Here is a 20483-nt window from a genome sequence, read left to right on the forward strand (position 1 = left end):
TCGGTTGCGGCTCAGACGTTGACGCCGAAGTCCTGCGCGATGCCGCGCAGGCCGGAGGCGTAGCCCTGGCCGATGGCGCGGAACTTCCACTCGGCGCCGTTGCGGTACAGCTCGCCGAAGACCATGGCGGTCTCGGTCGAGGCGTCCTCGGAGAGGTCGTAGCGGGCGAGCTCGGTGTTGTCGGCCTGGTTCACGACGCGGATGTAGGCGTTGCGGACCTGGCCGAAGCTCTGCTGGCGGCTCTCGGCCTCGTAGATCGAGACGGGGAAGACGATCTTGGCGACATCGGCCGGGACGCCGGCGAGGTTGACCTTGATGGCCTCGTCGTCGCCCTCGCCCTCACCGGTGGTGTTGTCACCGGTGTGCTCGACGGACCCGTCCGGGCTCTTCAGGTTGTTGAAGAACACGAAGTTCGAGTCGTTGGCGACCTTGCCCTGGTCGTTGGTCAGGATCGCGCTGGCGTCGAGGTCGAAGTCGACACCGGTGGTGGTGCGAGCGTCCCAGCCCAGACCGACGATGACCGCCGTCAGGTTAGGCGCGGCCTTGGTCAGCGAGACGTTGCCGCCCTTGCTGAGGCTGACTCCCACGGGTCCTCCATTGGTATGTGTGTGGGGCGGGGCCCCGTCGTGCGTTCTACCGGATCAACGTTCCGATCCTAGTGACGGGTTCCCGCCCGCAGGCGGTTTTCCTACGGAACCGGCCGCCGGGCCGGTTCCGGTGCGGGAGGCTCAGAGGCTGTCGAGGGCCTTGATGTACTCGTTCAGGTCACGCGCGTCGGGCAGCCCGTTGACGACGGTCCAGCGCACGATGCCGTCCTTGTCGATGACGAAGGTGCCGCGGACCGCGCAGCCCTTGTCCTCGTCGAAGACGCCGTAGGCGCGGGAGGTCTCGCCGTGCGGCCAGAAGTCGGACAGCAGCGGGTAGTCCAGGCCCTCCTGCTCCGCGAAGACGCGCAGGGTGGGGACCGAGTCGTTGGAGACGGCGAGCAGCTGGACGTCGTCGTTCTGGAAACGGGGCAGCTGGTCGCGCAGCTCGCACAGCTCGCCCGTGCAGACGCCGGTGAAGGCGAAGGGGTAGAAGAGCAGCACCACGGCCTTCTCGCCGCGGAAGTCGGAGAGCCTCACGGTGGCGCCGTGGTTGTCCTTGAGCTCGAAGTCCGGGGCCTTGTGTCCGACCTCGATCGCCATCTCTCGCATCCCTTCGTTTTCCTGCGTCCCCGCACGGGGCCGTTCGGGTGAGGCCCAGCCTACGGCCCGTCGCCGCGGACCACGCCGGACCGGCGCGCCGGAGGCTCCGCGCACGCCCCGCCGGAACGCGCACACCCCGCCGGCCGGGGTGGTCCCGGTCGGCGGGGTGTGCTCTTCCGCTTGGCTGCGGGGCGCAGATCAGCGCTTGGCCTTGGCGGCCTTCGGCGTCACCAGCTTGGTGGAGGTCCACTCCTTGCCGACGGGCCCGCCCTTGGCAAGCGAGAGGCCGGCCGTCTCGGCGGCCTCGCTGATGTCGCTGGCCTCGACGTAGCCGTCACGGCCCGTCTTGGGGGTCAGCAGCAGGATCAGTGCGCCGTCCTCGACCAGCTCGGTCGCGTCGACCAGGGCGTCCGTCAGATCGCCGTCCTCGTCGCGGAACCACAACAGCACCGCGTCGGCGACGTCGTCGTAGTCCTCGTCGGCGAGCTCGCTGACGAGACTCTCGACGGCGTCACGGAATTCCTGATCGACGTCCTCGTCGTAGCCGATCTCCTGGACCACCTGTTCGGACTGGAAACCCAGCCGGGCGGCCAGGCTCTCCGCGTGGTCCGCGGTCGCGCTCACGGGGTGCCTCCTGCTCATGTTCGGTGAATGTCTTTCGGCGGCGCGCGTACGCGCAGCATTGGGCGTAGTCCACACGGGCGCGGCGGATCGCGCAAGTACCCGGCCGCCGAGACCGTCGAAACGGTGACGATTGCGGCCGTCTCGCCGCAACTTTCAGGCTTCCCCGGTGGGCCACCGGTGATTCATCCCACACCATTCCAGCTCATTCGGCACCGCATGAGGACTTTTCTCTCCGTTCGGGGGACGAACGTCCTTGCGAACCCGGTGATCGGCCTGGGCGTATGGTTGCGATTTGGCCCGGCTCCGGCCGGGGCCCGCCGGGCCGCTCCCTCGCCGCTCCAGGTGTTACCCAGTGGTAGAGGTGAAGATTTCGGCCGGGCGTAAGACCATGGGAGGCGGCGACCCAAGGCACGACTCCCCCGACAGCGAAGGAACAGCGTGGCTTCCGCATCCGATCGCAACCCGATCATCATTGGCGGCCTTCCGAGCCAGGTCCCGGACTTCGATCCGGAGGAGACGCAGGAGTGGCTCGACTCCCTGGACGCCGCCGTCGACGAGCGGGGCCGCGAGCGCGCCCGCTACCTGATGCTGCGGCTGATCGAGCGGGCCCGTGAGAAGCGCGTGGCCGTGCCCGAGATGCGCAGCACCGACTACGTCAACACCATCGCCACCAAGGACGAGCCCTTCTTCCCCGGCAACGAGGAGATCGAGCGCAAGGTCCTCAACGCCACCCGCTGGAACGCCGCCGTCATGGTCTCGCGCGCCCAGCGCCCCGGGATCGGCGTCGGCGGCCACATCGCCACCTTCGCCTCCTCCGCCTCCCTCTACGACGTGGGCTTCAACCACTTCTTCCGGGGCAAGGACGAGGGCGACGGCGGCGACCAGATCTTCTTCCAGGGCCACGCCTCCCCGGGCATCTACGCCCGCGCCTACCTCCTGGACCGGCTCTCCGAGCAGCAGCTCGACGCGTTCCGGCAGGAGAAGTCGAAGGCTCCGCACGGCCTGTCCAGCTACCCGCACCCGCGCCTGATGCCGGACTTCTGGGAGTTCCCGACCGTCTCGATGGGCCTCGGCCCGCTCGGGGCGATCTACCAGGCCCGCATGAACCGGTACATGGAGGCGCGCGGGATCGCGGACACCTCCAAGTCCCACGTTTGGGCGTACCTCGGCGACGGCGAGATGGACGAGCCGGAGTCGCTGGGCCAGCTGTCGATCGCGGCCCGTGAGGGCCTCGACAACCTGACCTTCGTCGTGAACTGCAACCTCCAGCGCCTCGACGGCCCGGTGCGCGGCAACGGGAAGATCATCCAGGAGCTGGAGTCGATCTTCCGCGGTGCCGGTTGGAACGTCATCAAGCTGATCTGGGACCGCTCCTGGGACCCGCTGCTGGCGCAGGACCGCGACGGCATCCTGGTCAACAAGATGAACTCCACTCCCGACGGGCAGTTCCAGACGTACGCCACCGAGTCGGGCGCGTACATCCGCGAGCACTTCTTCGGCGGGGACCAGCGGCTGCGCGCGATGGTCGAGAACATGACCGACCAGCAGATCCAGCACCTGGGCCGCGGCGGCCACGACCACAAGAAGGTGTACGCGGCGTACGCGGCGGCCAAGGCCCACAAGGGCCAGCCGACGGTGATCCTGGCGCAGACGGTCAAGGGCTGGACGCTCGGCCCGAACTTCGAGGGCCGCAACGCCACGCACCAGATGAAGAAGCTGACGGTCGACGACCTCAAGCGCTTCCGCGACCGGCTGCACATCCCGATCACGGACGCCCAGCTGGAGAGCGGCGCCCCGCCGTACTACCACCCGGGCCGCAATTCGCCCGAGATCCAGTACATGCACGACCAGCGCAGCGCGCTGGGCGGTTACGTGCCGACCCGGGTGGTGCGCGCCAAGCCGCTGCAGCTGCCGGACGAGAAGACGTACGCGGCGGCGAAGAAGGGCTCGGGACAGCAGTCGATCGCCACCACGATGGCCTTCGTCCGCATCCTGAAGGACCTGATGCGGGACAAGGAGATCGGCAAGCGCTTCGTGCTGATCGCGCCCGACGAATACCGCACCTTCGGCATGGACGCCTTCTTCCCGAGCGCCAAGATCTACAACCCGCTGGGCCAGCAGTACGAGGCGGTCGACCGCGACCTGCTGCTCGCCTACAAGGAGTCCCCGACCGGCCAGATGCTGCACGACGGCATCTCGGAGGCGGGCTGCACGGCCTCGCTGATCGCCGCGGGCTCGGCGTACGCGACGCACGGCGAGCCGCTGATCCCGGTCTACGTCTTCTACTCGATGTTCGGTTTCCAGCGCACCGGTGACCAGTTCTGGCAGATGGCCGACCAGCTGGCGCGCGGTTTCGTCCTGGGCGCGACCGCCGGCCGGACCACCCTGACGGGTGAGGGTCTCCAGCACGCCGACGGGCACTCCCTGCTGCTGGCGTCGACGAACCCGGGCTGCGTCGCGTACGACCCGGCCTACGGGTACGAGATCGCGCACATCGTCAAGGACGGTCTGCGGCGGATGTACGGGCCGGACGCCGAGGACGTCTTCTACTACCTGACGGTCTACAACGAGCCGATCCAGCACCCGGCCGAGCCGGCGGACGTCGACGTGGACGGCATCCTCAAGGGCATCCACCGGGTGTCCCAGGGCACCTCGGGCGCCGTCGGCGCGCAGATCCTGGCCTCGGGCGTGGCGGTGCCGTGGGCGCTGGAGGCCCAGCGGATCCTGGCGGCCGAGTGGAACGTACGGGCGGACGTCTGGTCGGCGACCTCCTGGAACGAGCTGCGCCGCGACGCCGTCGAGGCGGAGGAGCACAACCTGCTCCACCCGGAGGAGGAACAGCGCGTCCCGTACGTGACGCGGAAGCTGTCGGGCGCGGAGGGGCCGTTCGTGGCGGTCTCGGACTGGATGCGCGCGGTGCCGGACCAGATCGCGCGCTGGGTGCCGGGGACGTACACCTCGCTCGGCGCGGACGGCTTCGGCTTCGCCGACACGCGGGGCGCGGCGCGGCGCTTCTTCCACATCGACGCCCAGTCGGTGGTGCTGGCGACGCTCACCGAGCTGGCCCGTGAGGGCAAGGTCGACCGCTCGGTGCTGAAGCAGGCCGTCGACCGGTACCAGCTGCTGGACGTGGCGGCCGCCGACCCGGGCGCCGCCGGCGGCGACGCCTGACGTCCGACGCCTGACGTCCGCGGGGGGCCGCCGCACCGGGGCCCGCCGGGTGAGCCCCGTCCGGATGCCGGGCGGGGCTCACCCGTACCGGCGTCCGGGCCGGCCGCACCGCGGCCCGTCCGGCGGGCACCCGCGCCGGCGCGTTCCCTACGATGCTCCGCATGAAGGAAACCTCCCGCCAGCTGCTGTGGGAGCGGCGGAGCCAGACCCCGTTGCTCCTGCTCGCCATGGCATTCGCCGTGGCGTACGCGGTGCCGATCGTCGCCCCGGACGCGGAGCCGTCCGTGCACCGGGCGTGCACGTACGCGGAGTGGGCGGTCTGGGCCGCCTTCGCCGTCGACTACCTCGTGCGGCTGGGCCTCACGCGGGACCGGCGGCACTTCCTGCGCACGCACTGGCTGGACCTGGCCGCGGTGGTGCTGCCGCTGGTGCAGCCGCTGCGCCTGCTGCGGCTGGTGGCCACCTTGATGCTGGTGGGGCGGCGGGCGCGGATGGCCCCGCAGATCCGGCTGACCACGTACGTGGCGGGAGCCGTCGTGGGGCTGCTGATGTTCGGCTCGCTCGCGGTGCTGAGCGTGGAGCGGGACGCCCCCGACGGGAACATCAGGAACCTGGGCGACGCGGTGTGGTGGTCGTTCACCACGATGACCACGGTCGGGTACGGGGACCACTCCCCCACCACGGGTCTGGGCCGGGTCCTGGCGGTCGGGCTGATGCTGTCGGGGATCGCCCTGCTCGGTGTGGTGACCGCCAACATCGCCGCCTGGTTCATCGCCCGCTTCGAACGGGACGACCAGGTGGAGCGGCTCCAGCTCGCCGCGGTCCGGGAGCTCCAGGAGGAGGTACGGGCGCTGCGCGCCGAGGTCGCGCTGCTGGTCGGCGACGGCCGGGGCGCGGTGCCCGCTCCGGCCGCCGCCGGGTCCGCCCTCGAGGAGCCGGCGGGCGCTACCGTTCCCAGATCTTGAACGCCTTGATCTGGAAGGCGGACTGGGGCAGCCAGGTCCCGTCGCCCGGATAGGTCTGGAACTCCCCGGTCTCGGCGCACTCGGCCGACTGGTAGGTGGTCACGGGGCGCCCGGTCCGGTTGATCAGGGACTGGTAGGCGGGCCCGGCGGGCAGGGCGGTGCAGCTGTTGATGTCGAGCGTGCTCAGGTCGTGGACCTGCTTGGTGCCCTTGAAGTCCGGTTTCGCCCACAGGCACAGCTGCCCGGTGGCGCAGGGCGGCCCCGCGGCGTGGGCGCCGGTGGCGGTGCCCGGGACGAGGGTGGCGGCGGCCAGCAGGACGGCGGCGAGGGTGGTGGCGCGAGCGGTGCTCCACGTACGCATGACGGGGTCAACTCCTCCTTGACGGACGGGCCCCGGACCGTTTCCGGTGCTCCGTCGACACCACGCTGACCTGCGGCGACGGTGGTGCGGAAGGGGCTGCGGGCGGGTCCACCCTGATAGGCGACAGCCCCGCCGGAACCGTCCGGCGGGACTGCGGCGGGCGCGGGATTGACCGGCCCGTAACGCGGTCGCGGGCTGCTCAGATGTGGCCCGCGCCGCCCGCTCCGGCCTCGGCGTTCTGTCCGCGCTTGGTGAAGCAGGCCACGACCGCGGCGAGGACGGCGACGATCCCGGCGCAGGTGAAGGCCGTGCTCATGCCGGACACGAAGGTGTCGTGCGCGACGTCGGCGATGGTCCGCACCACCGCCTCGGGAGTGCCGGGCGGCACCGGGGCGATGCCGACCTGGACCCCCTTCGCGGCGAGGTCGAGCTGTTCGGGGGTGAGCGGGGGCAGTCCGGCGTCCTGCCAGTTGTCCCCGAAAGTGTCACTGACCTCGGCCGCCATGACCGCTCCGAGGACGGCGGTGCCGAGGCTTCCGCCGACCTGCATGGCGGCCTGCTGGAGGCCGCCCGCCACACCGGACAGCTCCAGCGGCGCGTTGCCGACGATGACCTCGGTGGCGCCGACCATGACGGGCGCGAGGCCGAGTCCGAGGAGGGCGAACCAGAGCGACATGGTGAGCGTGCCGGTGTCCGGGGTGAGCCGCGCCATCCCGAAGCAGGCGGCGGCGGTGGCGGCCATGCCGGAGACGAGCGGGACGCGCGGGCCCACCTTGGTGATGGCGGCGCCGGCCAGCGGCGAGCCGACGATCATCATGCCGGTGAGGGGCAGCAGGTGCAGGCCGCTGTCGACCGGGCTCATCCCGTGCACGTTCTGCAGGTAGAAGGTGACGAAGAACAGGCCGCCCATGAACGCGAAGGCCATCAGCACCATCAGCACGGTGCCGGCGGACAGCGGCAGCGAACGGAACATGCCGAGCGGGATCAGCGGCTCGGAGACCTTGGTCTCCCAGACGGCGAAGAGCACGAAGCACAGGACGGAAGCGCCGAGGAAGAGCAGGGTCCTGGTGTCGCCCCAGCCCCATTCGGCGGCCTTGATGAGGGCCCAGACCAGGGAGAACATCGCGGCCGACAGGAGCACGATGCCCGGCAGGTCGAAGGAGCGCGGGGCGTTCTCGGCGCGGTGGTCGAGCAGGATGAACAGGCCGAGGAGGAGCGCGACGACGCCGACCGGCACGTTGACGAAGAAGACGGACTGCCAGCTGACGTGCTCGACGAGCAGGCCGCCGACGATGGGACCGGCGGCGGTCGAGGCGCCGATGACCATGCCCCAGATGCCGATGGCCATGTTGAGCTTCTCGGCGGGGAAGGTCGCGCGCAGCAGGCCGAGGGCGGCGGGCATCAGCAGGGCGCCGAAAAGGCCCTGCGCGACACGGAAGCCGATGACGAGCCCGACGCCGGTCGACAGGCCGATGGCCGCCGAGGAGAGCGCGAAGCCCGCGATGCCGATGAGGAAGGTCTGGCGGTGTCCGAAGCGGTCGCCGAGCTTCCCGGCGGTGATCAGGGAGACCGCGAGGGCCAGCAGGTAGCCGTTGGTGATCCACTGGACCTCGGCGAGGCTGGCGCCGAGGTCCTGCTGGATGGCGGGGTTGGCGACGGCGACGATCGTGCCGTCGAGGGTGACCATCATGACCCCGACCGCCACGGCGAAGAGGGTCAGCCAGGGGTGACCGCGCAGTCCGGCGCGTGCCGGAGCCGGGTTTCGTTCCTTGTCGAGCGTGATCCGACCAGTCATGCGAGCAGATTAATGACAGCGTCTGACACTTCACAAACGGCTCAACGCGGCAGTGGCTGTCAGGTCGGTCACAGGTACCCTGACCGCTTACTCAGCGTCAGATCAGCCTCCCCCGTCAGCCACCTCCCACCCATGAGCCACGTCTCCCCACGTACAGAGAGGACCCCGCGGTGATGACCGACGAGCGGCCCGCCCCGGCGGCCGGACTGCGCGAGCGCAAGAAGCGGCGCACCCGGGACGCCCTGCTGCGCGCCGCCCTGCTCCTGTTCCTCTCCCAGGGCTACGAGCGGACCACGGTCGACGAGATCACCGACGCCGTCGAGGTCTCCCAGCGCACCTTCTTCCGCTACTTCGCCAACAAGGAGGAGGTCGCGTTCGCCGTCCAGGACCTGGTCGAGTCCCACTTCCTCGCCGCGCTGCGGGCCCGGCCAGCCGCCGAGGCCCCGCTGGAGGCCATGCGCAACGCGGTCCTCGCCGCCTGGGACACCGTCGAGGAGGCCATCTCCGACGTGGTGCCCGTCGACCTCTACATGCGCGGCTACCAGCTGATCGAGTCCACTCCGGCCCTGCTCGCCGTGCACCTGCGCCGCTCCACGGAGCTGGAGGAGGAGATCGCCCGGCTGATCGCCGCCCGCGAGGGGCTCGACCTGGACGCGGACCCGCGGCCCCGGGTGGCGGTGGCCGCGTTCTGCGGGGTGATGCGGGTCACCGGCCGGCTGTGGGGCCAGGGCGAGGACACCAGCGTGTCCGCGATCCGGCGGATGACCGGGGCCTACCTCGACCAGATCGGCCCCGCCCTGGCGGAGGACTGGGGCCGGGCGACCGCGGCGGGCTAGCCCGCCGTCGAAGTCCCGGGCCGCCGGCACCGCGTCGGGACACGCCGTACGGCCGGCGCCGGGCGCTCCCGTGGCGCCCCCGTCCGGGCCCGGAGCGGGCCGCCCGCGGCGGCAACGGAGCGTGACCGGCGGGGAGATGTGTCCCACGACCGGCCGTGAGCCCGGTCACCCGGGACGCCGCAGCCTCCAGCGGTCTCCTAGTCTGGCTCCAGTGAACCTGCCCGGCCGCCCCGCCCCCACCACCCCGGACGCCCCCGCGCGCCCCGCCGCCCTGCGCACCCTGCTCGCGCTCGCGGTCGTCTTCCTGATGCTGGCGACCACCGGCTGGACCGCCGTGCACCGTCCCGACACCGGGATCCAGGCACGGGCGGCCGAGCTCGTCGCGTGGGCCTCGGCCCGGGTGGAGGGGCAGGCCGTCCCGCCCGCCGACGCCCCCGTACGGACGGTCGCCCGCTTCTTCGCCGGCCTCGACGCCACCCAGCGGGCCCACCTCGCCGACGGCTACCCGCTCGTGGTCGGCAACCTCGACGGGGCACCCGCCGAGATCCGCTACCGGGCCAACCGCCGCGCCCTGGCGCAGGCCGCGCGGCTGGAGCGGGCCCGCGGCCGGGACGTCGCGCTGACCCCCGCCGACCGGGCCACCGCCGTCCGGCGCGCCCACCGGTTCGAGTCCCTCGCCGAACCCGGCCGGCAGATCCTCGTCTTCGACCCCACCGGCAGCGGCCTGGTGGCCGAGGTCTTCGGCGACCTCGGGGCGGCCCGCCGGGTCTCGGTGGTCGTCCCCGGCGTCGACACCGACGCACTCACCTTCGAGCGTTCCCAGCGCCGCCTCACCGCACCCGCCGGCATGGCGCGCTCCCTGTACGAGGCCGAGCTCGCGACCGCGCCGGCCGGCCGTACCGCCGTCATCGCCTGGGCCGGCTACACCGCCCCCACCGGGGTCGGCGTGGACGCCGCCACCGGCCGGCTCGCCGTGCAGGGCGCCGTACGCCTGGAGTCGCTGGCGGCGGCCCTGCCCGGGGACGCGAGCGTGGCCCTGTTCTGCCACAGCTACGGCTCGGTGGTGTGCGGAGTGGCCGCGCGCCGGCTGCCGGACCGGGTGACCGACCTGGTGGTGGCGGGCAGCCCCGGCATGCGCGCCGAGAACGCCGCCGCGCTGCACACTTCCGCCCGGGTCTGGGCCATGCGCGACGAGGGCGACTGGATCTCCGGCGTACCGCACGTGGAGGTCGGCGGGGTTGGCCACGGCGCGGACCCGGTGGCCCCGGAGTTCGGCTCGCGGCTGCTGTCCTCGGAGGGGGCCCGGAGCCACACCGGTTATTTCGAGCCAGGCACGGCCTCCCTGGACAACTTTGCCAAGATCGGAACCGGCGCCTTCGGTTCCGTCGCGTGCGCGAACGGCGGCGACGACTGCCGGCTCGGAATTTCCGGTACGCAGGGTGACTGACGGGGCCGCCCCCCGCCGCACACCCGTAGCAAGTCGAAAATCGGGCCGGACGACGAGGGGGACGCGCGGGGGCACGTCCCTTTACGATGTGCCGCATGGGTGACGTACTGGCCGGAAATCATGCCGTCTGGGAGTTCGACTCGGACTCGGTGCTCATCCGCTTCGCACGGGGGATGCGAACTCCACGGCTCTGGCACGCACTGGGCGAGCGCCGGATCCCCCTGGAGGCGTTGTCCGGGGTGAACGTGAGCGCCGCCGCCGGGGCGATGGGCCGGCGGGACACGGTGGTGCTGCGCGCCGATCCGCGCGCGGGGGCCGATCCGCTGATGGAGGCTGCCGCCGGGCAGCTGAAGGAGGGCTGCGACCCGTACCGCCTCGTGCTGCCCGGGGACCGGGCGCCGCAGGCCGTGGCCTTCGCCGACGCGCTGCGCGAGCGGCTGGGAGCAGGCTCCGACGAACCCGCCGACCGCTTCCTGGTCGAGGTGCCGCAGCCGCCGGTCCACCTGAAGGCGTACGACGCCCGGGTGGGCTTCGACGGCTCGGCGGTCACCTTCCACTGGTCGCGCACGGGGGCCAGCAGCGCCAAGTGGCGGGCCGGCGACCAGCGTTTCCCGCTGGGCGACCTGGCCGGCGTCGAGTGGGCCTCCCCGGACCGTCCCGGCGGCGGGTACCTGCGGCTGACGCTCCGGGACGCCGCCGGGGATCCCGGACCGCCGGACCACGACCTCGCCGCCGCGGTGTTCGGGGTCGGGTACGGGGCGGTGCACGAGTCCCTGCCGTTCGCGGCCGCCGTGCTCGCCGCGCTGCGCGAACGGGCCCCCGTGGCCTCGGTCCCGCGCCCCCGGGGGTCCGACGACCGGCTGACGCACCTGAGCGAGCTGCACAGCACCGGTCTGCTCACGGACGCCGAGTACGCCATGCTGCGGGACCGTTTCGCCGCCGGGGCCTGAGCCGCCGGCAACCCGGCCCGGGCCGGGGCACCGGCCCGGGCGGCGGCTCCAGCAGGGCCGGCTCCGCCCCGGTCAGGGTGATCCGGGTCGCGGCGGTGTTCTCCCGCAGCCGCTCCGGCCTGCGGGTGCCGGGGACCGGGACCACCGTCAGGCCGTGCACCGCCGCCCGCCGCTGCACCCACGCCAGCGCGACCACTCCGGCTGGACCGCCGCGATCGGGTGCACCGCGTACGCCTCGCGCAACTCGGGCCAGGGTGGTCCCGTCCCGGTGGGCGGCCACGAAGGGCGTCTCCCCGGAGAACTCGCTCATGCCCGTGCAGCCGAGGCCCTGGACGCCGACGACCGGCCCGGCCCGGCCCAGTGCGGCCCGCGCCAGCCGGGTGCCGTGCTCCGTCACGACCCCGCCGTGGTGCCCGTCGGTTTCCCCCCGTACATGTTGATCTTCACGTCGAGTACGCCGAGCGCGTCCGTCAGCTCCGCCAGCCGTGCCCGCACCTCGCGGCGCGTCCGTTCCAGCAGCTCGCGGCGCTCGTCGACGGTGTGCTCCCCCTCGCGGACGAGTTCGGCGTAGCGGACCATGTCCGCCACCGACATCCCGGTGGCCCGCAGCTTGCCCACGAAGGCCAGCCAGCCGAGGTCCTTGTCGGTGAACCGCCGCTGCCCCGAGTGGGAGCGGTCCACGTGCGGCATCAGGCCGATCCGCTCGTACCACCGCAGCGTGTGCTGGGTCAGCCCGGTCCTGGCCTCGACCTCGCTGATCGTGTACCGCGTCTGCGTCAGGCTCATGGCCCTACGCTAAAACCCTGGAGCGCACTCCAAGCAAGTAGGCTCGGCGGCATGGAGACCATGCAGAGCCTGCGGGCCATCGAGACCTGGCCGGTACCCGCCGCCGCGGCGGCCGTCGTACGCGCCGACGGGAGCCTGGCCGGCTCCCACGGGGACACGGCCCGGCGCTTCCCGCTCGCCTCGGTCACCAAGCTGCTCGCCGCGTACGCCGTCCTCGTCGCGTACGAGGAGGGGGCCCTGGAACTGGACGAGCCGGCCGGACCCGAGGGATCGACGGTCCGTCACCTGCTCGCGCACACCAGCGGTCTGGCCTTCGATGAGCACCGGGTGACGGCCCCGCCCGGGGAGCGCCGGCTGTACTCCAACGCCGGTTTCGAGGTGCTGGGCGACCACCTCGCCAAGGCCACCGGGATCCCCTTCGCCGAGTACCTGCACCAGGCCGTCTTCGAACCGCTGGGCATGACCTCCTCCAGCCTGGAGGGCTCCCCCGCCAAGGACGGCGTCTCCACGGTCGCCGACCTCGTGCGCTTCGCCGCGGAACTCCAGGCGCCCCGGTTGCTCGACGTCCGCACGGTCGCCGAGGCCACCTCCGTGGTGCACCCCGGCCTCAAGGGCGTCCTGCCGGGCTACGGGCACCAGTCCCCCAACGACTGGGGACTCGGCCTGGAGATCCGCGACGGCAAGTCCCCGCACTGGACCGGGCTGACGTCCTCCCCGCGCGCCTTCGGCCACTTCGGCCAGTCCGGCACGTTCCTGTGGGTGGACCCCGACGTGCGCGCCGCCTGCGTGGCGCTGACCGACCGGGCCTTCGGACCCTGGGCCGTGGAGGCCTGGACCCCGTTCACCGACGCGGTCCTCGCGGAGCTGCGCGGCCGCTAGCGGCTACGCGGGCAGCTCCCAGACCAGCAGCTCGCCCGGGGACCCGGCGGTGATCTCCAGGCCCTTCTCGCCGGTGATCCGCGCCGAGTCCCCGGGGCCCAGCTCCTGCCCGTCGAGCCGCAGGTCGCCGCGCACCACGTGCAGGTAGACCCGCTCCGCCTCCGGTACGGGGACCCGCTCGCCCGCGCCCGGCCGCCGGACGTGGAGCACCGCGCCCGCCGCGGGGACCTCGTACGGGGTGCCGTCCTCGATGCCCCGTACCACTTCGTACGCCGGCTCCCCGCCCGCGGTGAGCGGCGCGAGCCACATCTGCACGAACCGCAGCGGGACCGGGCCGTCGTTGCGCTCCACGTGCCGCGCCCCCGAGCCGGCGCCGAGCCGCTGGACGTCCCCGGGCCGGACCGTGCCGGTGTGCGTGCCGGTGCTGTCCTGGTGGGTGAGCTCGCCCTCCACCACCCAGGTGACGATCTCGGTGTGGCTGTGCGGGTGCTCGTCGAAGCCGGCGCCGGGCGCGAGGCTCTCCTCGTTGCAGGCCAGCACCGGTCCGAAGCGGATGTTGTCGGGGTCGTAGAAGGACCCGAAGGAGAAGGCGTGGCGGGTGGTGATCCCGGCGCCCGGATCCCCTCCCGCGTACCGGTCGGCGGCGCGGCGTACATCGATCATGCGGGCCACCGTAGCCGCCGCCGGGGGCCGGCGTGCGGACCCGAGTCCGAGCCGGGCCGCCGATAAGGCAGTCTTGTCCCGTGCCCCAACCCGAACGTGAGCAGCCCCCCGAGACGCGTCCCGCGCATCCGGTCCACCCGCACACCGCGACGCTGCGCCGACTGGAGAAGTCGTCCGGCCGGCTCGCCGCCAACGCCATCGCGCGGATGGACGAGAACCTGCCCTGGTACCGGGCGATGCCTCCGGAGAACCGGTCGTGGATCGGTCTGGTCGCACAGGCCGGCATCGCGGCCTTCACGGAGTGGTTCCGGCACCCGGAGACCCCGCAGGCCATCTCCACCGACGTCTTCGGGACCGCTCCGCGCGAGCTGACGCGGGCGATCACCCTGCGCCAGACCGTCGAGATGGTCCGTACGACGATCGAGGTCATGGAGGCCGCGATCGACGAGGTGGCGGCCCCGGGCGACGAGTCGATCCTGCGCGAGGCGCTGCTCGTGTACGCCCGGGAGATCGCCTTCGCTACGGCCCAGGTCTACGCCCAGGCCGCCGAGGCGCGTGGTGCGTGGGACGCCCGGCTGGAGTCCCTGGTCGTGAACGCCGTGCTGTCGGGCGAGGCCGACGAGGGCGCGCTGTCCCGGGCCGCGGCGCTCGGCTGGAACTCCCCGGAGCACGTCTGCGTGGTCCTGGGCACCGCCCCGGAGGGGGACAGCGAGCTGACGGTGGAGGCGATCCGCCGCGCGGCCCGCCACCACAAGCTCCAGGTGCTGACCGGGGTGCTCGGCGACCGCCTGGTGGTGATCGCGGGCGGCAGCGACAACCCGATGCAGGTGGCGAAGTCCCTGATCGGGCCGTTCGCGGCCGGTCCCGTGGTGGCGGGGCCGGTGGTCCCGGACCTGCTGAACGCGACGAAGTCGGCGCAGGCCGCGGCGGCCGGCCTGAAGGCCTGCACGGCCTGGCAGGACGCGCCGCGCCCGGTCCTGGCGGACGATCTCCTGCCCGAGCGCGCGATCGCCTCGGATCCCTCGGCCAGGGAGCAGCTGGTGGAGGAGATCTACAGACCGCTGGAGGAAGCGGGCTCGGCGCTGCTGGAAACGCTGAGTGTCTACCTGGAGCAGGCCAGCAGCCTGGAAGGGGCCGCGCGGATGCTGTTCGTGCACCCCAACACGGTGCGCTACCGGCTCCGACGTGTGACCGACGTCACCGGCTGGTCACCTTCGGACGTCCGTTCGGCGTTCACGCTGCGAATCGCCCTGATCCTGGGGCGTCTGGCCGACGGAGATCCGCAGTCCTAGACTTTTGTCGGACATCAACAATTACCCCGACCGTTCTTCGTCCCTGTCCCCACGGGCGGCGGAGACCATCCACAAGAGAGAGTGTGAGGGTGCTCGTACTCGTCGCTCCAGGCCAAGGCGCTCAGACGCCCGGCTTCCTGACTCCCTGGCTCGAACTCCCCGGCGCCGCCGAACGCGTCGCGGGGTGGTCCGACGCCATCGGGCTCGACCTCGCCCACTACGGCACGAACGCCGACGCGGACGAGATCCGCGACACGGCGGTGGCCCAGCCACTGCTGGTCGCGGCCGGGCTGCTGTCCGCTTCCGCGCTCGGTGCGCCGACGCCCTTCGGTGCCGTCGCGGGCCACAGCGTCGGTGAGATCACCGCCGCCGCCGTCGCCGGCGTACTGAGCGAGGGCGACGCGCTGTCCTTCGTCCGTACCCGCGGTCTGGGCATGGCCGAGGCCGCCGCCGTCACCGAGACGGGCATGGCCGCGGTGCTGGGCGGCGACCGTGACGTGGTCGTCGCTCACCTGGAGAAGCTGGGCCTGACCCCGGCCAACATCAACGGCGCGGGCCAGATCGTGGCCGCCGGCACCATGGAGCAGATCGCCGCTCTGGAGGCCGACAAGCCCGAAGGTTCCATGAAGGTCGTCGCCCTCAAGGTCGCGGGCGCCTTCCACACGCACCACATGGCCCCCGCGGTCGCCACCCTGGAGAAGGCCGCCGAGGCGCTCGCTCCGGCCGACCCGGCGCTGAAGTACGTTTCGAACAAGGACGGCCTCGTCGTCTCCTCGGGCGCCGACGTCGTCGCCCGTCTCGTGGGCCAGGTCGCGAACCCGGTCCGCTGGGACCTGTGCATGGAGACGTTCGCCGAACTGGGCGTCACCGGGATCATCGAGCTGTCCCCCGGCGGCACCCTGACGGGTCTGGCCAAGCGCGCGCTCAAGGGCGTGCCCAGCGTGGCGCTGAAGACGCCGGACGATCTCGACAAGGCCGCGGCGCTCGTCGCCGAGCAGACGGCCTGAGAGAAGGAGCCCACACAGCATGTCAAAGATCAAGCCGGCCAAGGGCTCCCCGTACGCCCGCATCCTCGGTGTCGGCGGCTACCGCCCGACCCGTGTGGTGCCCAACGAGGTCATCCTCGAGACGATCGACTCCTCCGACGAGTGGATCCGCTCCCGCTCCGGCATCGCGTCCCGGCACTGGGCCTCGCCCCAGGAGACCGTCGCCGCGATGTCGGTGGAGGCTTCCGGCAAGGCGCTCGCCGACGCCGGTGTCGCCCCCGAGCAGATCGGTGCGGTGATCGTCTCGACGGTCTCGCACTTCAAGCAGACCCCGGCCATCGCGACGGAGATCGCGCACCGGGTCGGCGCGGGCAAGCCGGCCGCGTTCGACATCTCGGCGGGCTGCGCCGGTTTCGGCTACGGCCTCACGCTCGCCAAGGGCATGGTGGTGGAGGGTTCCGCCGAGTACGTGCTCGTCATCGGCGTGGAGCGGCTCTCGGACCTGACCGACCTGGAGGACCGCGCGACGGCCTTCCTGTTCGGCGACGGCGCCGGTGCCGTGGTCGTCGGCCCCTCGGACGAGCCGGCCATCGGCCCCACGGTGTGGGGTTCGGAGGGCGACAAGTCCGAGACCATCAAGCAGACCGTGCCGTGGGACGAGTACCTCGGCAAGGACGGCGGCGAGAAGTTCCCGGCCATCACGCAGGAGGGCCAGGCGGTCTTCCGCTGGGCCGTCTTCGAGATGGCCAAGGTGGCCCAGCAGGCGCTCGACGCCGCCGGGATCACCCCGGATGACCTGGACGTCTTCATTCCGCACCAGGCCAACATGCGGATCATCGACTCGATGGTGAAGACTCTCAAGCTGCCGGAGCACGTCACGGTCGCCCGTGACGTGGAAACCACCGGCAACACGTCGGCCGCCTCGATCCCGCTCGCCATGGAGCGGCTCCTGGCGACCGGAGCGGCGAAGAGCGGCGACACCGCGCTCGTCATCGGCTTCGGGGCGGGGCTCGTCTACGCCGCGACGGTCGTTACCCTCCCCTAGGGCCCGGGATCACTTCCCGCCCTGATCCACCAGTTAGCTACAGAAGGAGCGCCACATGGCCGCCACGCAGGACGAAATCGTCGAGGGTCTCGCGGAGATCGTCAACGAGATCGCGGGCATCCCGGTCGAGGACGTCGAGATCGGCAAGTCCTTCACCGACGACCTGGACGTCGACTCGCTGTCCATGGTCGAGGTCGTCGTCGCCGCTGAAGAGCGCTTCGACGTGAAGATCCCCGACGAGGACGTCAAGAACCTCAAGACGGTCGGCGACGCCGCCGACTACATCCTGAAGCACCAGGCCTGAGCCTGACGAGCGTTTGTCGCCACCTGGCGGTGGCGCCGTGACAATTCAGCACCCCCTTAGACGTGGAGAAAGAATTCCTGTGAGCCCGACCAATCGCACCGTGGTCGTCACCGGTATCGGCGCAACCACTCCGCTGGGTGGCGACAGCGCTTCGACCTGGGAAGGTCTGCTCGCCGGCCGGTCCGGCGTCTCGCCCCTGGAGGGTGAGCGCTTCGCCGAACTGCCGGTCCGGATCGCCGCCCAGGCCGCCGTGGACCCGAGCGAGGTACTCCCCCGCCCGCTGGCCCGCAAGCTCGACCGCTCGGCGCAGTTCGCCCTCATCGCGGCCCGTGAGGCCTGGGCCGACGCGGGGTACACCGCCCCGGCCGGCGAGGACACGACCGTGGTCCCCGAGCGTCTGGGCACCGTGATCGCCTCCGGCATCGGGGGTGTCACCACCCTGCTCGACCAGTACGACGTACTGAAGGAGAAGGGTGTGCGCCGGGTCTCCCCGCACACCGTTCCCATGCTCATGCCGAACGGCCCCTCGGCCAACGTCGGCCTCGAGGTCAACGCCCGCGCCGGTGTGCACACCCCGGTCAGCGCGTGCGCGTCCGGCGCCGAGGCCATCGGCTACGCCGTGGAGATGATCCGTACCGGCCGTGCCGACGTGGTCGTCGCCGGCGGCACCGAGGCGGCGATCCACCCGCTGCCGATCGCGGCGTTCGCCAACATGATGGCGATGTCCAAAAACAACGAGAGCCCGACCACGGCCTCCCGCCCGTACGACAAGGCCCGCGACGGTTTCGTCCTCGGCGAGGGCGCCGGTGTCGTGGTCCTGGAGTCCGCCGAGCACGCCGCCAAGCGCGGCGCCCGCGTCTACTGCGAGGTGCTGGGCCAGGGCCTGTCCGCGGACAGCCACCACATCGCGCAGCCGGAGCCGACGGGCCGCGGTGTCGCGGCCGCCGTGCAGAACCTGCTCGACAACACGCAGATGGACCCGGCCGAGCTGGTCCACGTCAACGCGCACGCCACGTCCACCCCGCAGGGTGACACGGCGGAGCTGAAGGCGCTGCGCAAGGTCCTGGGCGACGACCTCGACCACGTGGCGATCTCGGCGACGAAGTCGATGACCGGTCACCTGCTGGGCGGCGCGGGCGGCATCGAGACCGTCGCGACCGTGCTGGCGCTGTACCACCGGATCGCCCCGCCGACGATCAACGTCGACGAGCTGGACGAGGACATCGACGCGGACATCGTCCGCGGCGAGCCCCGCAAGCTGCCCGTCGACGGCCCGATCTCCGCGATCAACAACTCCTTCGGCTTCGGCGGCCACAACGTCTCGCTGGCGTTCCGCACCGTTTAGTGCGCCTCAGCCGGCTCCGCTCTCGCGGACGTGTTTGCCCGCCGCTCTGGCTGCTCCATTGATGGTCGCGGTGTTCGTCGTCTCGAACACCGCGCCCGGTACGACGAAGGCCCACCCGGACACCGGGTGGGCCTTCGTCGTACCGGGCGGCTAGACCACCTGGTGGAGCCAGCGGACCGGGGCGCCTTCGCCGGCGTAGCGGAAGGGCTCCAGCTCGTCGTCCCAGGGCTTGCCGAGCAGTTTGGCGATCTCCGCCTCCAGGTCGGTCTCGCCGCGCGCGGACCGGGCGAGCGCGGCACGCAGCCGGTCCTCGGGGATCAGGATGTCGCCGTGCATGCCGGTGACGGCGTGGTAGATGCCGAGCTCCGGGGTCGAGCTGTAGCGCTCGCCCTCGGCGGTCGGGCAGGGTTCGGCGGTCACCTCGAAGCGGAGCAGGTGCCAGCCGCGCAGGGCGGAGGCGAGTTTCGAGGCGGTCCCCGCCTCGGCCTGCCAGGAGAACTCGGCTCTCCAGGTACCGGGGGATGCGGGCTGCCTGATCCAGTCGAGGTTCACCCGCACCCCGAGCACGCCCGCTACGGCCCATTCCACGTGCGGGCAGAGCGCACGCGGTGCGGAATGCACGTACAGGACTCCACGTGTCGTCACCTGGACCTCCAGTATGGGACGAGGTCGGGAATAATCTCCAGAAAACGGACAGTATGTGACGTGATGTAATGTAACGGAAATTATTTGACATTGCGCTACGGCACATGCGGCCGAAACGCCACGGGAAAAAGCTACCGTGCGCGAGGGGTCATGGTGTGACGTACGGTCGCTCCAAGACCCGTAAACCCAGAGCATTCACTCAGCAGGACGCCCCTGGAGGACCGGGGGCGACGAGGGAGGACCAACCCCATGCGCTCCACCGCCGCCCGCCGTCGTGCACGCCGGTCCGCGGGCGTGGCGGTGGCCGTCCTGGCCGCGACGGTCACGGGCTGTGACTCCGGCGGTCCGCCGGCCGGCGGTGAGCGGGGGGCGCAGGCCGCGCCGCGCTGGAACACCGCGCCCGCCTCGGTCGCCGCCGTCGGCGACTCCATCACCCGCGGCTTCGACGCCTGTTCGGTGCTGGCCGACTGCCCCGAGGTCTCCTGGGCCACCGGCAGCGATCCCGCCGTCCGCTCCCTGGCCGCCCGGCTGCTGGGCGACTCCGAGGTGCCCGCGCGCAGCTGGAACTACGCCGTCACCGGCTCGCGGATGGCGGACCTCCCGGGACAGCTGGCGCTGGCGGCCCGGCACAAGCCCGGCCTGGTCACGGTCATGGTCGGCTCGAACGACGCCTGCCGGCCCACGGTTTCTTCGATGACCCCGGTGGCGGAGTTCCGCGCCGGCTTCGAGCGTGCCCTGAAGGAGCTGCGGAGCGCGTCGCCCGAGTCGCAGGTGTACGTGTCCTCCGTGCCGGACCTCCAGCGGTTGTGGGAGCAGGGCAAGGACGTCCCCGTCGTACGGCAGGTCTGGAAACTGGGGATCTGTCAGTCCATGCTGGCCGACCCGCTGTCGGCCGAGGCGGTGGCGACCGCCCGCCGGGAGAAGGTGCGGGCCCGGGTGGTCGAGTACAACGAGGTGCTGCGCGAGGTCTGCGCGACGGACACGCTGTGCCGCTACGACGGCGGCGCCGTCTTCCAGTACCCCTTCGGGGCGGACCAGCTGAGCCGCTGGGACTGGTTCCACCCGGGCCGGGACGGGCAGGCGCGGCTCGCGGAACTCGCGCACCGACAGGTGACGGCGGCGGCGCCGCCACGTTGACGCGCACCGGCCCGGGGGCGGTCCCAGGGGCCTCCCCCGGCCCGGTGCACGGGTCTTTTCCGGCC

The 20483-nt window shown here is 71.9% G+C and carries 20 protein-coding genes and 1 pseudogene; 12 read left to right on the plus strand and 9 right to left on the minus strand.

Annotated elements, in window-relative coordinates; genetic code table 11:
• Positions 1-11: 11 nt before the first annotated feature.
• The 3 genes from ACZ514_RS29170 to ACZ514_RS29180 form a co-directional block, all read right to left on the minus strand.
• A complete protein-coding gene (locus ACZ514_RS29170) occupies positions 12-587 on the minus strand; it encodes a TerD family protein (RefSeq protein WP_249765901.1) in 576 nt (191 codons plus the stop codon).
• Positions 588-728: 141 nt separating this feature from the next.
• Positions 729-1187: a peroxiredoxin gene (locus ACZ514_RS29175; RefSeq protein ID WP_267036810.1), complete on the minus strand. Its 459-nt coding sequence runs from the start codon at positions 1185-1187 to the stop codon at positions 729-731.
• 198 nt (positions 1188-1385) lie between these two features.
• A complete protein-coding gene (locus ACZ514_RS29180; RefSeq protein WP_468171468.1) occupies positions 1386-1811 on the minus strand; it encodes a DUF3052 domain-containing protein in 426 nt (141 codons plus the stop codon).
• A 438-nt stretch (positions 1812-2249) separates the two neighbouring features.
• Here ACZ514_RS29180 and aceE point away from each other — a divergent pair, with 438 nt between their 5' ends.
• Both aceE and ACZ514_RS29190 read left to right on the plus strand, forming a co-directional pair.
• Positions 2250-4982: a pyruvate dehydrogenase (acetyl-transferring), homodimeric type gene (gene aceE / locus ACZ514_RS29185; protein WP_468700552.1), complete on the plus strand. Its 2733-nt coding sequence runs from the start codon at positions 2250-2252 to the stop codon at positions 4980-4982.
• A 161-nt stretch (positions 4983-5143) separates the two neighbouring features.
• Complete coding sequence (locus tag ACZ514_RS29190; protein WP_468700550.1) at positions 5144-5947, plus strand: potassium channel family protein; 804 nt, start codon at positions 5144-5146, stop codon at positions 5945-5947.
• On the opposite strand, the gene ACZ514_RS29195 is transcribed toward ACZ514_RS29190, so the two are convergent.
• Both ACZ514_RS29195 and ACZ514_RS29200 read right to left on the minus strand, forming a co-directional pair.
• Positions 5928-6308 carry a peptidase inhibitor family I36 protein gene (locus ACZ514_RS29195; protein WP_468700546.1) on the minus strand — a complete coding sequence of 127 codons (381 nt, stop codon included), beginning with the start codon at positions 6306-6308 and terminating at the stop codon, positions 5928-5930. The genes ACZ514_RS29190 and ACZ514_RS29195 overlap by 20 nt on opposite strands.
• A 199-nt stretch (positions 6309-6507) precedes the next feature.
• Positions 6508-8103, minus strand: a complete 1596-nt coding sequence (locus ACZ514_RS29200) for an MFS transporter (RefSeq protein WP_469126079.1) — start codon at positions 8101-8103, stop codon at positions 6508-6510.
• A gap of 173 nt (positions 8104-8276) precedes the next feature.
• Between ACZ514_RS29200 and ACZ514_RS29205 the strand changes: the two genes are divergently transcribed.
• The 3 genes from ACZ514_RS29205 to ACZ514_RS29215 all read left to right on the plus strand — a co-directional run bounded on the left by ACZ514_RS29205 (position 8277) and on the right by ACZ514_RS29215 (position 11336).
• The gene (locus ACZ514_RS29205; protein ID WP_468171483.1) at positions 8277-8939 is read left to right on the plus strand and encodes a TetR/AcrR family transcriptional regulator; all 663 of its coding nucleotides are present in this window, start codon (positions 8277-8279) and stop codon (positions 8937-8939) included.
• 217 nt (positions 8940-9156) lie between these two features.
• Complete coding sequence (locus ACZ514_RS29210; protein WP_468171582.1) at positions 9157-10386, plus strand: alpha/beta hydrolase; 1230 nt, start codon at positions 9157-9159, stop codon at positions 10384-10386.
• Positions 10387-10481: 95 nt separating this feature from the next.
• Complete coding sequence (locus ACZ514_RS29215) at positions 10482-11336, plus strand: DUF4429 domain-containing protein (RefSeq protein ID WP_469126080.1); 855 nt, start codon at positions 10482-10484, stop codon at positions 11334-11336.
• Here the strand turns inward: ACZ514_RS29215 and ACZ514_RS29220 are convergent.
• A pseudogene (locus ACZ514_RS29220) lies at positions 11284-11538 on the minus strand (hypothetical protein); the annotation flags it as partial. The gene ACZ514_RS29215 and the pseudogene ACZ514_RS29220 overlap by 53 nt on opposite strands.
• Positions 11539-11729: 191 nt before the next feature.
• Complete coding sequence (locus ACZ514_RS29225; protein WP_468171488.1) at positions 11730-12122, minus strand: MerR family transcriptional regulator; 393 nt, start codon at positions 12120-12122, stop codon at positions 11730-11732.
• A 60-nt stretch (positions 12123-12182) separates the two neighbouring features.
• On the opposite strand from ACZ514_RS29225, the gene ACZ514_RS29230 reads away from it, so the two are divergent.
• Positions 12183-13001 (plus strand): serine hydrolase domain-containing protein, encoded by an 819-nt coding sequence (locus tag ACZ514_RS29230; RefSeq protein ID WP_469126088.1) that lies wholly within the window; start codon positions 12183-12185, stop codon positions 12999-13001.
• Positions 13002-13004: 3 nt separating this feature from the next.
• Here ACZ514_RS29230 and ACZ514_RS29235 read toward each other — a convergent pair whose 3' ends face one another.
• Positions 13005-13664, minus strand: coding sequence for a pirin family protein (locus tag ACZ514_RS29235; protein ID WP_468171490.1), 660 nt, complete (start codon positions 13662-13664; stop codon positions 13005-13007).
• 80 nt (positions 13665-13744) lie between these two features.
• Here ACZ514_RS29235 and ACZ514_RS29240 point away from each other — a divergent pair, with 80 nt between their 5' ends.
• From ACZ514_RS29240 to fabF, 5 genes are all read left to right on the plus strand, one after another.
• The gene (locus tag ACZ514_RS29240; protein ID WP_468171493.1) at positions 13745-14956 is read left to right on the plus strand and encodes a PucR family transcriptional regulator; all 1212 of its coding nucleotides are present in this window, start codon (positions 13745-13747) and stop codon (positions 14954-14956) included.
• A gap of 89 nt (positions 14957-15045) precedes the next feature.
• The gene (locus tag ACZ514_RS29245; RefSeq protein ID WP_469126081.1) at positions 15046-15963 is read left to right on the plus strand and encodes an ACP S-malonyltransferase; all 918 of its coding nucleotides are present in this window, start codon (positions 15046-15048) and stop codon (positions 15961-15963) included.
• A 19-nt stretch (positions 15964-15982) separates the two neighbouring features.
• A complete protein-coding gene (locus ACZ514_RS29250; RefSeq protein WP_468171499.1) occupies positions 15983-16987 on the plus strand; it encodes a beta-ketoacyl-ACP synthase 3 in 1005 nt (334 codons plus the stop codon).
• Between the two features lie 55 nt (positions 16988-17042).
• Positions 17043-17291 carry an acyl carrier protein gene (locus ACZ514_RS29255; protein ID WP_468171502.1) on the plus strand — a complete coding sequence of 83 codons (249 nt, stop codon included), beginning with the start codon at positions 17043-17045 and terminating at the stop codon, positions 17289-17291.
• A 79-nt stretch (positions 17292-17370) separates the two neighbouring features.
• A complete protein-coding gene (gene fabF, locus ACZ514_RS29260; RefSeq protein ID WP_468171505.1) occupies positions 17371-18636 on the plus strand; it encodes a beta-ketoacyl-ACP synthase II in 1266 nt (421 codons plus the stop codon).
• A gap of 150 nt (positions 18637-18786) precedes the next feature.
• Here the strand turns inward: fabF and ACZ514_RS29265 are convergent, their stop codons facing one another.
• A complete protein-coding gene (locus tag ACZ514_RS29265; protein ID WP_007263912.1) occupies positions 18787-19281 on the minus strand; it encodes a DUF3145 domain-containing protein in 495 nt (164 codons plus the stop codon).
• 249 nt (positions 19282-19530) lie between these two features.
• On the opposite strand from ACZ514_RS29265, the gene ACZ514_RS29270 reads away from it, so the two are divergent.
• Entirely contained in the window at positions 19531-20418 is an 888-nt protein-coding gene (locus ACZ514_RS29270) for an SGNH/GDSL hydrolase family protein (protein ID WP_468171507.1), read from the plus strand.
• Positions 20419-20483 lie beyond the last annotated feature (65 nt).

This window comes from Streptomyces sp. NPDC034086 (assembly GCF_055575515.1).

Bases quoted from the DNA above. Each gene is read 5' to 3' on its own strand.
- ACZ514_RS29175 (WP_267036810.1), bottom strand. From the start codon at position 1,187: ATGGCGATCGAGGTCGGACACAAGGCCCCGGACTTCGAGCTCAAGGAC.
- ACZ514_RS29190 (WP_468700550.1), top strand. From the start codon at position 5,144: ATGAAGGAAACCTCCCGCCAGCTGCTGTGGGAGCGGCGGAGCCAGACC.
- ACZ514_RS29195 (WP_468700546.1), bottom strand. From the start codon at position 6,308: ATGCGTACGTGGAGCACCGCTCGCGCCACCACCCTCGCCGCCGTCCTG.
- ACZ514_RS29200 (WP_469126079.1), bottom strand. From the start codon at position 8,103: ATGACTGGTCGGATCACGCTCGACAAGGAACGAAACCCGGCTCCGGCA.
- ACZ514_RS29205 (WP_468171483.1), top strand. From the start codon at position 8,277: ATGACCGACGAGCGGCCCGCCCCGGCGGCCGGACTGCGCGAGCGCAAG.
- ACZ514_RS29215 (WP_469126080.1), top strand. From the start codon at position 10,482: ATGGGTGACGTACTGGCCGGAAATCATGCCGTCTGGGAGTTCGACTCG.
- ACZ514_RS29225 (WP_468171488.1), bottom strand. From the start codon at position 12,122: ATGAGCCTGACGCAGACGCGGTACACGATCAGCGAGGTCGAGGCCAGG.
- ACZ514_RS29230 (WP_469126088.1), top strand. From the start codon at position 12,183: ATGCAGAGCCTGCGGGCCATCGAGACCTGGCCGGTACCCGCCGCCGCG.
- ACZ514_RS29235 (WP_468171490.1), bottom strand. From the start codon at position 13,664: ATGATCGATGTACGCCGCGCCGCCGACCGGTACGCGGGAGGGGATCCG.
- ACZ514_RS29250 (WP_468171499.1), top strand. From the start codon at position 15,983: ATGTCAAAGATCAAGCCGGCCAAGGGCTCCCCGTACGCCCGCATCCTC.
- ACZ514_RS29255 (WP_468171502.1), top strand. From the start codon at position 17,043: ATGGCCGCCACGCAGGACGAAATCGTCGAGGGTCTCGCGGAGATCGTC.
- ACZ514_RS29270 (WP_468171507.1), top strand. From the start codon at position 19,531: ATGCGCTCCACCGCCGCCCGCCGTCGTGCACGCCGGTCCGCGGGCGTG.